The 14994-nt window shown below is 62.2% G+C and carries 12 protein-coding genes; 6 read left to right on the top strand and 6 right to left on the bottom strand.

Features of this window, described 5'->3' with window-relative positions; genetic code table 11:
- Positions 1-260 precede the first annotated feature (260 nt).
- Complete coding sequence (locus tag DVK00_RS00165) at positions 261-1934, bottom strand: acyl-CoA synthetase (RefSeq protein ID WP_121577514.1); 1674 nt, start codon at positions 1932-1934, stop codon at positions 261-263.
- A 95-nt stretch (positions 1935-2029) separates the two neighbouring features.
- On the opposite strand from DVK00_RS00165, the gene DVK00_RS00160 reads away from it, so the two are divergent.
- The 3 genes from DVK00_RS00160 (at position 2030) to DVK00_RS00150 (ending at position 5119) form a co-directional block, all read left to right on the top strand.
- Entirely contained in the window at positions 2030-2632 is a 603-nt protein-coding gene (locus DVK00_RS00160) for a class I SAM-dependent methyltransferase (RefSeq protein WP_101350389.1), read from the top strand.
- Between the two features lie 534 nt (positions 2633-3166).
- Complete coding sequence (locus DVK00_RS00155) at positions 3167-4030, top strand: fumarylacetoacetate hydrolase family protein (protein ID WP_121535078.1); 864 nt, start codon at positions 3167-3169, stop codon at positions 4028-4030.
- A 324-nt stretch (positions 4031-4354) separates the two neighbouring features.
- Entirely contained in the window at positions 4355-5119 is a 765-nt protein-coding gene (locus DVK00_RS00150; RefSeq protein WP_101350387.1) for an IclR family transcriptional regulator, read from the top strand.
- A gap of 668 nt (positions 5120-5787) precedes the next feature.
- Here DVK00_RS00150 and DVK00_RS21530 read toward each other — a convergent pair.
- A complete protein-coding gene (locus DVK00_RS21530) occupies positions 5788-5964 on the bottom strand; it encodes a hypothetical protein (protein WP_199722304.1) in 177 nt (58 codons plus the stop codon).
- A gap of 89 nt (positions 5965-6053) precedes the next feature.
- Here DVK00_RS21530 and DVK00_RS00145 point away from each other — a divergent pair, with 89 nt between their 5' ends.
- Complete coding sequence (locus DVK00_RS00145; RefSeq protein ID WP_101350386.1) at positions 6054-6452, top strand: hypothetical protein; 399 nt, start codon at positions 6054-6056, stop codon at positions 6450-6452.
- Between the two features lie 27 nt (positions 6453-6479).
- On the opposite strand, the gene DVK00_RS00140 is transcribed toward DVK00_RS00145, so the two are convergent.
- Genes DVK00_RS00140 through DVK00_RS00125 form a run of 4 tightly spaced genes read right to left on the bottom strand, consistent with a single transcriptional unit; the run spans position 6480 to position 12002 of the window.
- Positions 6480-7523 carry a cytochrome b/b6 domain-containing protein gene (locus DVK00_RS00140; protein WP_101350385.1) on the bottom strand — a complete coding sequence of 348 codons (1044 nt, stop codon included), beginning with the start codon at positions 7521-7523 and terminating at the stop codon, positions 6480-6482.
- A complete protein-coding gene (locus tag DVK00_RS00135) occupies positions 7520-7930 on the bottom strand; it encodes a hypothetical protein (protein WP_101350384.1) in 411 nt (136 codons plus the stop codon). Before DVK00_RS00135 ends, DVK00_RS00140 begins: the two co-directional genes overlap by 4 nt.
- The gene (locus DVK00_RS00130) at positions 7927-8589 is read right to left on the bottom strand and encodes a 4Fe-4S dicluster domain-containing protein (RefSeq protein WP_101350383.1); all 663 of its coding nucleotides are present in this window, start codon (positions 8587-8589) and stop codon (positions 7927-7929) included. The genes DVK00_RS00135 and DVK00_RS00130 overlap by 4 nt, the downstream gene beginning before the upstream one ends.
- A gap of 11 nt (positions 8590-8600) precedes the next feature.
- Positions 8601-12002, bottom strand: a complete 3402-nt coding sequence (locus DVK00_RS00125; protein WP_121577077.1) for a formate dehydrogenase subunit alpha — start codon at positions 12000-12002, stop codon at positions 8601-8603.
- 235 nt (positions 12003-12237) lie between these two features.
- Between DVK00_RS00125 and DVK00_RS00120 the strand changes: the two genes are divergently transcribed.
- Together DVK00_RS00120 and DVK00_RS00115 are read left to right on the top strand one after the other, a co-directional pair.
- Positions 12238-14370, top strand: a complete 2133-nt coding sequence (locus DVK00_RS00120) for a hydrogenase iron-sulfur subunit (RefSeq protein ID WP_121577076.1) — start codon at positions 12238-12240, stop codon at positions 14368-14370.
- Positions 14367-14993 (top strand): molecular chaperone, encoded by a 627-nt coding sequence (locus DVK00_RS00115; protein WP_101350380.1) that lies wholly within the window; start codon positions 14367-14369, stop codon positions 14991-14993. The genes DVK00_RS00120 and DVK00_RS00115 overlap by 4 nt, the downstream gene beginning before the upstream one ends.
- Position 14994 lies beyond the last annotated feature (1 nt).

The raw sequence follows: 14994 nt of genomic DNA, 5'->3' as shown, positions 1-14994 counted from the left end.
GTAACTGACCGGTGTTTCGAATTCATATTGCACTAGAGTGTCGAACTGCTGCTAACTTGACATCGTATTCCATATTTTAGTTTTCAAACAGAGCGTTTGCTTCTATATATCACACTAGTCGTAATTTCCGAATGAAATTCCCAATTAATTCAGGTATTTATATCTATACCTCGATAGAGAGCCAAGATACGAGCACAAATCTCTAGGCTTATCGTTCATTCCGCCGATTCCGGAATCAAATAACCGTCTGTTCCCGGGAATTACGATGACTCGGCGTCGGCGTGCCACTCCTGGAGTTCCGTGCGCCGGATTTTCCCGCTGGTCGTCTGTGGCAACGCGTCTGCGAACTCGATTTCGCGGGGGTACTCGTACTCGGCGAGGTGGTCCCGAACGACGGACTCGATTTCCGACCGGAGCGTCTCCCGTGCCGGCGCGTCCGCGGCCGTCTCGACGTAGGCCTTGATGATTTCCCCGCGCGTGTCGTCGGGGACGCCGATGACGCCGGCCTGGACCACGTCGGGGTGTTCGAGAATCGCGCTCTCGACCTCCGTCGGCCCGACGCGGTAGCCGCTCGTGATGATGACGTCGTCCTTGCGCGATTTGAACCAGACGTAGCCGTCGTCGTCCTGCCGGGCCAGGTCGCCGGTGACGAACCAGCCCTCGACCTCCTTGGCCGCCGTCTTTTCCCGCATGTTCCAGTACTCGTCGAAGAACACCGAGCGGTCGTGGGGGCGCAGCGCTATCTCGCCGAGGTCGCCGGCCGGAACGGGGTCGGCGACGCCGCGGTCGGCGGCCTCGGGGTCCAGAATCGCCAGGTCATAGCCCGGCAGCGGCTTGCCCATGCTGCCGGGCCGGGTGTCGAACCAGTTCGAGTTGTTGGCGACGACGAGGTTCAGTTCCGTCTGCCCGTAGAACTCGTTGATGGTGACCGAGTCGAACGTCTCGGCCACCCAGTCGACGATTTCCGGCGTCAGCGACTCGCCGCCGACGGCGATGGTCTCGACGTCGAGGTCGTACGTCGCCGTCGGGTTCTCGACGTCCATCAGCATCCGGAGGGCCGTCGCGGGCACGAACGACCGGGTGACGCCGAACTCCGAGAGCAGGCCGAACGCTTCGTCGGGGTCAAAGCCCGAAGCGGGGTAGCCGACGACGGTCCCGCCGTGGTGCCACGTCGCAAAGAGCGTCCCGCCGAGCGCTGCGCCCCAGGCCCAGTCCGCGGGCGTCCAGACCGTCGCGTCCGGTCCCAGTCCCTGATCGAAGAAGTTGTACGCGGCTGCGGCTCGTCCGAGCCAGAGCGCGTGTGAGTGACGGACGCCCTTTGGCGGGCCCGTCGACCCGCTCGTGTACAGTATCGCTGTATCGGTGTCCGGCGTGGACTCGTAGGGTTCGATGTCGGTGTTTTCCGGCGCGGCGAGCACATCCTCGAAGGCGTGGACATCACCCGCCGGCGCGTCGGTTTCGATTTCGACGACGTGTTCCAGCGCCGGACAGGCATCCCGAACTGCGTCGATGTCGTCACGCACGGCCGGATCGATAATCGCGACGTTCGTGCCGGCGTCGTCCAGTCGGTACTGGAGCGCGTCCGTGCCGAACAGGACCGTCAGCGGAACCGACACGGCCCCGAGCTTCCAGTTCGCCAGGTGCGTGACTGGGTTCTGTGGCTTCTGTGGCACGACGACGCCGACTCGGTCGCCGGCCTCAACGCCGAGCCTAGCCAACCCGGCCGCGAGCCGGTCCGATAGCGCGTCCAGTTCGCGGAACGTGTACCGCTCGCGCCGCCCGTCGGGGTACGCCTGTTCGAGCGCTACCCGTTCGGGGTCGTCGTGTTTTTGCAGGAAGTCGACGGCCGGATTGTACGACTCCGGCAGTTCCCAGGTGAACTGCTCGCGTGCCTCGTCGTGTCCCTCGAAGTCCGGCATCACTGTCCAGCCCATGGCATGCTGGTCGTCTGGGTGGCTGTTGCGTCTTTCGGTCATGGTCATCACGACCGTTCCGGCAGAACTTTCCGTCTTCCCCACCCGAGTTGACCGTGGACTCTACCGACATTCGCGAGGAGTGGGCCGACCGGTCCGGCGAGTACTCCCCCGCGTATTATGCCTACTATGGAGCGGACGAGACGAGTGAGCTGGTGCAGTCGATACTTGCAGAGCATGTCGAGCGAGACGCGGCTATTCTAGAGGTCGGGTGCAGTTCCGGGCGGCACCTCGCCGCATTGTCCGACGCTGGCTACTCTGATCTAACCGGAGTCGATATCAACGCCGACGCGCTGGACATCCTTGCCGAGACGTATCCCGAACTCGCGGCCGACGGTTCGTTCCACGCGATGGCTATCGAGGACTTCGTCACGGATGTCGCGGATGACACGTACGATGCCGTTTTTTCAGTCGAAACCCTCCAGCACCTCCATCCGGATGTCGACTGGGCGTTCGAGGAACTGGCACGGATTGTGGACGATCTGCTAATCACCGTCGAGAACGAAGGTGGCGACGCAGGTGAAGTAAACTACGTCGATGACAACGTCCCGCTGTACTATCGGGACTGGAAGGCGGTGTTCACAGACTGTGGACTTATCGAAGTGGATTCGATAGATGGAAAGCGCGATACTGTTCGGATTTTTCGGGTTCCCAAGTGAGAATTGATATTAAAAACGCTGTATCCAGTCTAGCAATGACATATGTCGATAATATCTGCTTGTATACTCGAATATGGATCAGAAAAGTCCGAGTGTGGTTGTAACCGTGTGGGCAGTGCTTGCAGAATTCGCGTGCGATTTATCTATTGCTTGTGACTTGTTGCAAATGGACATTACAAAGGTGGTGGCGGATTGAAAGCCGTAATGCTATCACTCAAACACCTGTGCCTCGAATAGGAACTGGGCTGCTGGGTCTCACGACACACACTGGGATATCAGAATAACGTATGTACGTCTGTCATTCAAACTGTTCCGTATTGCTGAACAGAGATCAGCCTGATTGAAAGGTGGTTGTTGCCCGACGGCAGGAAGTTGGGCGTGTGTAGCTCTGTGGAACATAGTGGTTGCGCCCAATTACTTGTCTACCGCCGGATAGCCGCCTTCCACAGCAAATATCAGTGCGGTCTTACGACAGGCAAGAGCCATACCGTTGGCAGCACAAGATTCATGTAGTGTTGCAGTTTGCATCTCTGTATGAGATACTACCAGCTGCGCGACGGGAACTCACAGCGGTTAGCGGTCGAAACTGGGGACAGTACGTACGATTTGACCAGCGTCAAGCCCCAGCTCCGAACGTTCCGTGACCTCCTCAAATCATCGTCGATTGCGGAGACCGCGCCGGACGAACTCAGCGCCCGCCACCTCGATGCTGCCGAGGCAGTGTCCGAACAGCGGCTCGGAGCTGATGCGACCGATCCCGTTACTGCCGACGAAGTCTGGGCCGCTGGCGTGACATACCAGATCAGCGAAGAAGCGCGGACGGAGGAAAGCGACACGCCCGAGATGTACCTCGACGTGTACGACGCGGAGCGACCGGAGATATTCTTCAAATCGACGCCGAATCGGACTGTCGGTCCCGGCGAAGCGGTCGGTATCCGAGCCGACTCAGACTGGGACGTGCCCGAGCCTGAGCTCGCGGTTGTTCTCTACGAAGGAGAGATCGTCGGCTACACTGTCGGTAACGACATGAGCAGTCGGTCTATCGAGGGGCAGAACCCGCTGTATCTGCCCCAGGCTAAGGTGTACGACCGCTGTTGTTCGGTCGGCCCGGCCGTCGCCACGGATATCGAGGACCCGCACTCGCTGACGCTCTCGATGTCGATTCACCGCGGCGGCGACCGTGTCTATCACGGCGAGACCAACACCAGCGAGATGAAACGCACCTGCGAGGAACTCGTTTCGTACTACACCGCACACAACGCAGTCCCCGAGCTGTCAGTGCTACTCACCGGTACTTCGCTCGTTCCCGACGACGATTTCACGCTGCAGGAGGGAGATGAAGTCACTATCGACATCGAGTCCATCGGAACGCTGAAAAATCCCGTTACAGTCGTCTGAGCGACCATCGGACCGAGCACGGGTCAGTACCCGCTTTGGATAGGGTGTCACAGCGTGATACCCCGCTCACCCCTCGGCTTGATTTCGATTGTGCGCCTGTGTGTGGGTCTGGTAGGGATGTGCGCCGACGGAGTTATTACACTTCATTTGACTGCCCGCGCCGTGGGTATCGCTGTCTGCGACAATCGGCCGAAACAGACGCGCTACAGTCTGCAATGAGGTGCTATTGATATGCCATGACCGGGACCAGTGTGCCGTCGAAGCCACCGCTCTGTCCCAGATGTTTGAACAACTGTTTAATACGAGGGCGTACCATGACCGGGTATGGCAAAGACCGCTCAAAACCCAGTCAAATCCGCCGAGACGACATTCGAGGTGCTTGACGCACTGAAAGACCTCGATGGGGCCGGAGTCACCGAACTGGCACAGCACCTCGGCATCCCGAAGAGCACGGTTCACAACTACTTGAGCACGCTGGAGCAAGAAGAGTACGTTGTCAACAGAGACGGCGTGTACGAGGTCGGACTCCGATTCCTGGAACTGGGCGCGTACGCCCGTCACCGGGAGAAACTGTTCGAGATTGCGAAGCCAGAAGTTGATCGGCTGGCCGCAGAAACCGGCGAACTTGCGAATATTCTCGTCGAAGAACACGGCCGCGGGTCATACCTGTACCGCGCTCGGGGAGACAAAGCCGTGCAGGTCAAGGCCCACGTCGGAACGCGCGTTCCGCTTCATACGACAGCGCTCGGAAAAGCGATTCTCGCACACATGCCGACCGAACGGATTGATGCGATCGTCGACCGCCACGGACTCGGTGGGGAGGCCAGCAAGTCGATACGCACCAGAGCGGAGCTGGAGCAAGAGTTAGCGGACGTTCGGGAGCGCGGCGTCGCTTTCGACGACGAAGAGCGTCTCGAAGGGCTTCGCTGCGTCGCTGCCCCAGTGCTCAACCACGATGACGACATTCTCGGTGCGATCAGCGTCTCGGGACCGACCAATCGGTTCCGTGGCGATCGGTTCCGCGAGGAACTCCCGCAGAAAGTACTGGAAGTCGCCAACGTGATTGAGCTGAACGTCACCTATTCGTGACGGCAGTGTTCAGCGACGGGGAACGATAGTACAATCCTGTGGACGCCACGCTTGAGCAGCGTACTTTCGACAACACGGCCGTACTCGGACAGCGATTGTAGCACAACACAGACCGGTCAAGGGAGAACTCGAAGTGCACGTAAGCGTTTGCCACGTATTATATCGTCACATAACACCCGTAAGGGGACACGAGCCCCTGCTTTCATTGGATACTGTTAGTTCGTAGCGTTGGCTGATAACCGGTGTCTCTGCGTATTGTTCCGTATGAGTGAACGGTTGTCAACGTCATCGTACATCGGTCGGTACTGGATGCTACCATGACTCTGCCGTAGTCCGTATCTCAATAATGGATGTACTACTGTTACGCTAACTGAGACACATCGATTACGCGTTTCGTATCACTGGATATGTTCCAAGTAGTAGCTAAACACACCGAATTTCGATGTAGTACGTCTGAATATCTGTTTTAGACACAATTTTTCGAAATATAGTACTAACACAGCAGCGTAGATGCAAATAGCGCGAAATATATTCGAGTTTTGGATAGAGACAACTATATTCTACTGGTACTGAGATATATTACCACTCATCTGTCTGTATATTTTGCGCAGGGAAGGACACGCTATAGCTATCGCTTCAGCAGTGGCGTGTCAGATCGAGGTGTGCAGTTACGCGAGGAACTGGACGCCCAGCCCCAGCAGGAACAGCACGACGACCCCAATCGAGGATAGTTCGAGCCATCTGGACTGCACGTCAGCGGACCTGATGCTCGCGACGAACAGCGTTCCGACGATACCGACGACGACGACCAGTGCCAGATACACCGCGTTGAGCGCTGATGCCATATGCTATCATTTCACAGCGGTACAGTAAACACTACTGGTTGCACGGCCCCGCCACAACGGTAATGAGAGACAGTCACATAGTCAGGGACATGCGTCTCGAACTGCGAATCTGTAAACACTGCTACGAGGGTGCTCATGGGAACGATCAGAAGACGGCGGTGACACAGGACATGGTCGCCTGCGCCGAACAGGTCCGTGAGTACAAGGACCTCATCGGGCTTGATGCGCTCTATATCACGAAGGTGACGGAAGGCGACCCCGGCGGCGCGGAAGCACTGGATGTCATCGTCGCCAGCATCGAGGGCGATCAGGTCGCGCTCTCCGACACACAGCTGGTCATGGAGGACGGCGACGGCAACATGCTCGTCTATCCGGAACCCAAAGACATTCTCAAGGTCCTGACGCGGAACCTGAACCAGATTCAGGAGCAGACCCGACAGGATGTCGGCGTCGAGCTATCGCCGGAAGGACAGGCACTCATCGCGTAGCTGCACAGAAAACGGTTCTCAGTCGGGTCAGTTCTCGGTGTCGTCTGATTCAGGCTGGCCGCCGTCGGTCTGGGGTTCGCCTCCGTCGGCCGCAGTCGTCGGCTCCCGCTCCTGCTCTAACTGCTGTTCCCAGCGGATGCGCAGGACGTTTCCGTACATCGAGAGCACGAGGCCGACGCCGAGCACGACCATCCCGAGGTTGATACCGACGGTCAACAGGATGCTCGACGGTCCGCCGCCGATGGCAATTTCACGCGGGACCGGATAGCCCTCGTCGAAGATGCTCCCGATGAGCACCGAGACGATGCCGATGACGGTCATCGCGCCGAAGACAGTCGAGACCGTTCGCCACGACGGGGACAGCGAGAGGCGCTCAATCCCCGTGGTGTCCGGCTCCTCATCGTCGTCGCCGTGGTGCTCGGGCACCATGCTCCGGGGGATGAACGCCTTCGTCTCGACGGGGTAGAAGGCGGGGTGCATCCCGTGCTCGAAGATGTGGAACATGACCCCCATCAGCATGATGACGCCCAGCAGGCCGTGGAACGTCACGAAGGCCATCGCGGCCGCCTTGGTCTGGAACATCGCAGCGAGGCCGGTCTTGCTCCAGATGAGCAGCCCCGAAATCGCAAGCAGGGTCAGCTCGATGGAGAAGATGAACACGACGCCCTTGCCGATGTAGGACAGCAGCGGGACCTCGTCGGCCTTGTAGCCGGCGAACTGCCGGGCGCTCGGGTGCCGTTCGTCGACCCGGCCGAGCACGAACTGGATGTCCTGAATGAACGCGTCGACATCGTCTTTCGCCGGGAGAATCTTCGCGAAGTTGCTCCGTCCGGTCGAGGAGATCACCTGCAGTGTGATCCAGAAGACGACGAGCGCGACCAGCCCGATGCCGGTGATGCGGTGAATCGCCGTCACACCGGAGGCCCCGCCCATCAGCGTCAGCATCCACCACAGTTCGTCGTTGAACATGATGGCGTAGCCGGTGAAAAACAGCAGGAACACGTCAAGGCCCAGCAGCGAGTGGAACAGGGTCGTCACGCGCGTGAACTTCCCGTGGTCTAGGTTGCTCACGAGCTGTCACCTCCCTGTCCTTCACCGGGAGCCGGCGAGCCACCGTCGGCCGCGACGGCCTCGCCCACGTCCTCTCCCGGGTCGCGCATCTGGCCGGCGAGCCGCTGGAACGCCGCCCAGTGGATGAACACCATCACGAGGATGAACGCGCCCATGATGACGTCGGCCGCGTGGATGAGCGCGATGAGGAAATCGAGCGCGGGGATGGTGTTGCCGAACACCCAGTCCGCGCCGATACCGCCGCCCTCGACGCTTGGATTGACCCGGTACAGCGACTCGTAGCCGAGCCTGAATCCCTGTGCCCAGAACAGCGCCAGCCCTGCGACCACGAGGCCGACGACCGCGCTGACGAGCACCGAGACGCGGCTGTAGCCGTTCACCTCTGGAAGGTCTTCTGTGTTTGTCATTGGAACTCACTGGCGTCCTCGCCAAAGATGATGTCCATGGCGACGTCGTTGAAGAAGGTGCCACTGTCCCTGTTGTCCAGTTCGTCCGAGATCTGTTCAGGCGTTCCGACCAGAATCGCGTCAGTGGCACACTCCTCGGCGCAGGCCGGCCCCTTGCCGACGTCCTGGCGCTCCTCGCACATGGTACACTTGTCCATATTGCCGCCGCTGCCGACGAGGTTGGCGACCCCCTCGTCCTCGTCGGGGAACTGGGGCGCGCCGAAGGGGCACGCAGAGAGGCAGTACTGACAGCCGATACAGAGGTCGTCTCGGACCCGGACGAAGCCGTTCTCCTTCGAGATGAGCGAGTCGGTCGGACACACCGACACACACGGCGCGTTCGAGCAGTGGTAACACTGCATCGGCACCGCGGTCTCGCCGGGCGATTCGCTCTGTTCCATCGCTCGACCGCTGCTCGCGTTGAGCCCGGAGGCTGCCTCCTGGCCTTCGAGCATCGTCGCGATACTGATTCGCTGTTCGTCCCGTGGGACATCCCACGTACGCTTACAGGAGACGACACAGCCGCCACAGTCGATGCACGCTTCGACGTCCGGGAAGATGCGCGCGTCCTCGCCGGTACTCATCACGCCGTCGTGCATTACTTCATTTCCTGTTGACATACTAGCTCACCTCATTGCACCGTCGAGTTGTCGCGGACATCGAAGTCCTTCTGGGTCCCGACGTCGTTCACGTCCTGCGGGAAGTCGAAGTCGAGGTCCACGTCGATGTTGTACCGGTCCAGTACCGCCGGTGTCGCCGGGTTGACCGCGACCATCGACACCTTTGTCTCCTGCATCTGTGTCTCTACGTCGTAGCCCCGGGACGTGATGGCGTTCGCCGAGTCCCCGATGGCGTAGGGGACGTGGCCGTCCGGGTACTTGTCCTCCAGACTCTCGCCTTTGAACACGCCGCCCCAGTGGTACGGCAGGAACACCTCCTGGTCGTTCGGCCGGTCCGTCACGCGGGCTTTCACCAGCACGGAGCCACGGTCCGTCGAGGAGATGACCACGAGATCACCGCCGTCGACGCCGAGTTCTTCCGCCTTGTTCGGCGTAATCTCCGCGTACATGTGCGGCTGGAGGTCGGCGGTGTGGATGTTGTTTCGCGTCTCCGCGCCGCCGCCCTGATGTTCGACCTGCCGCCCGCTGGTCATGATGGTGTCAAGATCTGGACCGTCGTCCTGATTGTGGATTATATCTGTGGCCCGTTCCTGCTCGACGAGGTTGTTCTGGTCGAGGCGGTAGAAGTTCCGCTGTTGGCCGTTCGCTGGCCACTCGTTCAGCAGTTCCGTGTCCGGCCCCTCGATGGGTTCACGGTGGACCGGCACCTTGTCGAGGAAGCTCCAGACGACGGCCCGTGCCCGGCCGCGCCCGGTCGGCGCGTCGGGCTGGGCGTAGTCGTACTCCTCGTAGAACTCGGGGTCGACGCCTTCGCCAATCATCGTTTCGAGGTACTCGTCGAACACTGCACTCCCGGTGTCAGGGTCGTTCAGCGCCTGCGCGGCGGTGTACACAGACTCCTGATTGTCGAGCGCGTACTGCTGTGGGATGGTGAGTTCGTCCGGCTGGACCTCCTGCTCGGGGTCGACGAGGCTCTGTGGCGGCGTCACCTTCCAGCCCGGATACTCCGGGATGCCGTGAATCATGCCGTCCGCGGCCGTGTCGTCGTCGTCGGCCCACTCGGGGTTGTACGGCGCACGGGTCAGGTCGAGCGCTTCTTCCTGACTCTCGTACCGGTCGCCGACGGCGTCGAGCGTCTCCTGCATCGGGTACTCGTCGTCGGTCGGCATCGCCTCCCAGTCCTCGGGCGTGGGTGCCTGGACGCCCCACCGGGTCCGGAAGTCCTGCCCCCCGTTGTTGGGGTCTAGGTCGTCGTTCCAGATAATCGGGGTACCTGGGTGGTCCTCGCCCCAGCAGGGCCAGGGGAGCATCCAGTACTCGCCCGCGACCGGCGTCCCTTCGGCCCCTTTGAGGTCCTCGTTGGAGAACGCCCAGTCGTACTCTAAGTGTTGCTGGAGTCGCTCGGGGGTCTGCCGGTAGCCGATGGTGTTGGTCCCGAGGTTGAACTCCCGGACGACGCCCTCGTAGCTGGACTTGCCGTTGTACAGCTCCGAGCCCGCGCCCCAGTCGAAGTGCTCGCCAAAGCCCAGGTAGCCGGCCAGCTCCTGCATTATCTGGAGGTCCGGCTTGGAGTTGTGGGCCGGCGAGCGGACCGGCTCGGACCACTGCACCGACCGGTTCGTGTTGGTCAGCGAGCGGTAGTGCTCGTACTGGCTCGACGCCGGCAACAGCAACACCGGCGGGCCGTCCTCGTAGTCCGGGAGGACGCTCGCGACCGAGGGGAACACATCGATAACGACCAGCAGGTCGAGGTTCTCCATCCCCTCTTTCATCTGCTCCATCTCGCTGATGGAGTTCGCCGAGTGCCCCCAGAAGAACGCGATTTTCGTCTGGTCGGGCTGGTATATCGGCGTCTCCTGGTACCGGTCCTCCCGGTCGAGCGCCGACTCGAACCAGCGGGCCACCGTCAGCCCGTTCTGGAACATCATCGAGTTCTCCGCCGGGTTGTTCGGCCCGTGGTCGGCGTTCGGCGGTAGCGAGTCGGCGTCCTCGCTCCCTTCGTAGTTCGGGCTCTGGCGGACATACTTCTCCGGCGGCATCAGTTCGAACCGGTTGTACATGTCCGCAAACGATGTGTCGCCGCTGGTCTCCGGGGTCCGGTCCCAGATTTCGGCCCACCAGGACCAGCCGCCGGCTGAGAGACCGTAATACCCCGGCAGGATATGGCTCGCGACCGCGAGGTCGGTCGCACCCTGGACGTTTGCGTGGCCACGCATCACCTGGAGGCCGCCGCCGCTCCGGGCCGCGCTCCCGGAAGCGAGACTCGCCATCGCGTACGAGCGGATGTTCTGGGTCCCGTTGTTGTGCTGGGTCCCGCCCATCGCCCACTCGATCTGGATGTGGGGCCGGGCCTCGTCTATCATGTCGGCGATGCGCTCGATGTCCTCGGCGGACACCCAGGTTATCTCCTCGACGGTCTCCTTGTCGTACTGGTCGAGTTCAGCGTCGACGTCCTCCCAGCCCTGGACGCGGTCGGTGAGCATGTTCTGCCCGCTGTCGTCCGCGTCCGGGTCCATCGCGAGCCCGTGCTTGTCCCGGAGCTCTTTGATGATACCCATCATCAGGGCCACGTCGGTGCCCGGCCGGAACCGCATGAACTCGTCGGCGTGGGCCGAGGTCTTGGTGAACCGCGGGTCCAGATTGAGGATGGTCCCGCCGCGTTTCTGCCCCTCGAGGATGTGCTGCATCGCGATGGGGTGTGCCTCGGCGGGGTTCTGGCCGATGATGATGTTCAGGTCGAAGTTCCGGTAGTCCTGAACGGTGTTCGTCATCGCGCCGTAGCCCCAGGTGTTTGCCAGCCCAGTCACCGTCGTGGAGTGGCAAATCCGGGCCTGGTGGTCGATGTTGTTCGTGCCCATGAACGCCGCCAGCTTCCGGATGGCGTAGGCCTCCTCGTTGGAGTGGTGGGCGCTGCCGAGCAACATCACGCTCTCGCGGCTGTGCTCCGCGTCGACGTCGACGGCCTCGTCCGGTGAGGTGTCGTCGTCGGGCCACAGCGCCCGGATGTCCGTCGCCAGACGGTCGTAGGCCTCGTTCCACCCCATCTTGCGCCACTCCCCGTCCTCCTGTATCATCGGGTGCTTGAGACGCTTCTCGGAGTGTTCGGTCTCGTAGATGCCAGCCCCTTTCGAACACAGCGACCCGGCGTTTATCGGGTGTTCGTGCCATGGCTCCATGCCGACGAAGGAATTACCCTGTCGCTCGCCGCGGAAGCCACAGCCCACCGAACAGTAGTTGCAGATTGTCTTGGTCAGTTCGGTGTCCGTGTCTGCTCCGTCCGTTTCCTCGCCGTCCTCCTGAAGTGCCCGACCAGCGCCGCTGACGCCGAGGGCGACGCCCCCTGCGAGGGCGCTCGCTTTCATAAACGAGCGCCGGTCGAGGTCCAGTGAGACTGGGTCCTGTTGTGTACTCATGGTGAATGGTGCCCACCCATTACCGATGCTGTCCACGTTTGCCACGCAATCTGGTTTGTCATTGTCTAACTAGGCGTGCTACAAATTCACTGTCATGTATGATAAAAGGTGTCATATTTTGCCATGATTATTACTGGGGATTTTTTGACGGGCCAAAATTTTGGGGGTTGTGTTCACGAACACATATGTGAACACTCCGCAAGTTCTATTACTTCGACAGGATTTTGCATGATTAATGAATACAGGTGCCTTTGTGTGTTCCTGTGGGGGGTCGTGTGACATCGACCTCGAAGCGGTACGGGACGGTGTCGACGATGTCGATGTCGTCGCCAGTTCCGAACTGCTCTGCCAGGACGGGCTGGCCGGGATGTCACAGGTCATCGAGGAGTACGACCTCGACCAGATCATCGCGACGACGCCAGAACCGTCGTGTCAGGACCGCATTCGCGGGCTTGCGGACGAGCACGGCCTGCACCCCGAGGCGTCGGTGTTCGTCGACCATCGGGAGACCAACGCCTGGGTCCACGGCGAGGCGGCGGCAACCGACAAGACGGCCCGCCTCATCAACGCGACACGCGCGGGACTTCGCGAGGAAGCACCCTCGCGAACGGTGTCGAAAGACGCCGGCAACCGCGTCGCCGTCGTCGGCGACCCGGGGACCGCCCGGTCGCTGACCGACGACGCCGACGTGACGGTCATCGCGGACGGGCAGGACTTCGCTGACGTGGAAGGGCTGAGCAATGTGACGATAGAGCGCGGGCGGGTTGTCGACATCGAGGGCTCGTACGGCGAGTACGAACTCACGCTGGAAGCCCGCGTCACCGACGACTGCATCGACTGCATGGACTGCGTGCGGGAGGGTCCCGACGGCATGGTGACGGAGTTCCCCGTCGACATCTACCCGGACGCACCGGACGGCGCGTGGACGGACACCTGTCCGACCGACGCCATCGACCTGGCGGGGGTCACGCGCACCGTCGAGGTCGACCAGGTCATCTACCCCGGCGGCCGCGACGACGCCCGCGGCGGCCGGCTGGGCTTTTACACCGGCCCGGTCGACGCCGGCACTATCGCCGCCGTCGAATCGCAACTGGGCGGCATCGAGAAGCCGCAGTTCCTCGACCTAGAGATGGACGTCTGTGCCGCTGGCGCGTCCAGTCAGGAGGGGTGTACGGCCTGCGTCGACGCCTGTCCCCACGGCGCGGTCGACCGGCCGACCATCGACTCCGTGGAGTTCGACGAGGCCGCCTGCGAGAACTGCGGGGCCTGTACGAGCGCCTGTCCGACGGGCGCGACACAGCTCCGCGAGCCGTCGAACCGCCGGCTCGCACGCGAGGTCGAGGCGCTGCTGGAGGACGACGCCGACGGTGGCCTGCTCTCGCGCGGCGACGACGGCATCGATACGCAGGTCATCGCGTTCGTCTGCTCGGAGTACGCCATGGAGCGGCTCCGGGCGCACGGACGGAAGGCCGTCCAGTCGGGGGACCTCGACTACCCGCCCATCCTCCCGGTCCGGGTCAACTGCACCGACACGGTCGGCGAGGCACATGTCATGCACGCGCTGGCGGCCGGCGCGGACGGCGTCGCCATCGTCGGCTGTGGCGGCTCCTGTCTCCACTCCGGGCCGGACCCCAAGCAGGACCTCGTCGACCGGGTCAATCAGGCGACGACCGACCTCGGCCTGGGCGACCGCGTCGGCTTTTTCGCCCCGGAAGCGGGCAACCCCGAGGCCTTCGCCGAGTCACTGTCCGGGTTCGTCGAGTTCGGCCTCGACGAGACGCCGATACCGGCCGGCGACTACGAGGCGACGGGCCGCAGCGACGCCGACCGCGAGGAACCCCGCCCCAACCCCGACTTCGACAGCCACGGCTGGACTCTAGAGAGCGTCCGAACCATCCTCGACCACGTCGACCCCGAGCGGGAGGTAATTCGCGGGCTGAAGGACTTCGGCGTCATGGACGTCAGCGACGCGTGCACGCTGACGCCGACCTGTACGAACCTCTGTCCGACCGACGCTATCCAGCGGACCGGCGAGGGCGAACTGGCGTTCAACCACGCGGACTGCGTGAACTGCGGGCTCTGCGAGGAGGGGTGTCCCGAGACGGCGATTACGATGCACGACGGGCTGGACCGCTCCCTGCTCCCGGAGAACCGGGGCGGCGAGGCCTGGGTGACCGTCCACGACGGCGACATGCTCGAATGCGTCCGCTGTGGCAAGCCGTTCACCAGCGTCGCCTCCGCGACCAAAATCGAGGAGGAGGTCGGCAGTCAGGTCGAGGGCCTGGCCCCCGACGCCGACCACTCGGTCTTCGAGTACTGTAGCGACTGTCGGAGCCGTCTGCTGTTCGATCAGGGGGAGAAACGATGAACGACGCGGCCGTCTACGAGGCCCGCCTCGAACTGGTCGATTTCGTCATCGACGTGTTCTGGGACGTGCCCGACGAGGCGTTCGTCGAGCGGCTGTTGAGCGGCGACGTGCAGCTGCCGGGCGACTCCATCAACGACCAGTTGGACGAGGGCTTCGAGATGCTACGGGCGTGGATCGACGACAACGCGGACCGGTCGGTGTCGGCGGTGCGTGACGACCTCGAACGGGAGTACACGGACCTGCTCGTCGGCCCGCGCCCGCCGGTGTTGCCCCACGAGACGAACTACCGCGAGGACACGGAGTTCATCGGCGAGGGGCTGGCCGAGGTCGATGCCAGCTACGCCGCGGCGGGGTGGGCACCCCCCGAGGAGTACCCCGAGGAGGACGACTTCATCGCCGTCGAACTGGCGTTCCTGCGCTATCTCATCGAGCGCCAGCGCGAGGGCGACGAGGAGACCGTCGGCTACGAGCGGGTGTTCATCGAGCAACACCTCAGCGAGTGGGTCGTCGACTTCACCGACGAGATGCGCGAGGAGGCCGACGACGGACTGTTCCTCGCGGCGGCGCTAGTCTGTGAGGGCCTGGTCCGCTTCGAGGACGAAATCGTCGCCCAGATCGGCTAGG

Origin of the sequence: Haloarcula sp. Atlit-47R (genome assembly GCF_003665985.1) — an archaeon.
GTDB lineage: Archaea > Halobacteriota > Halobacteria > Halobacteriales > Haloarculaceae > Haloarcula > Haloarcula taiwanensis.
Note: the sequence above shows the minus strand (reverse complement) of the source record. Positions and strands in the feature narration are given on the sequence as shown.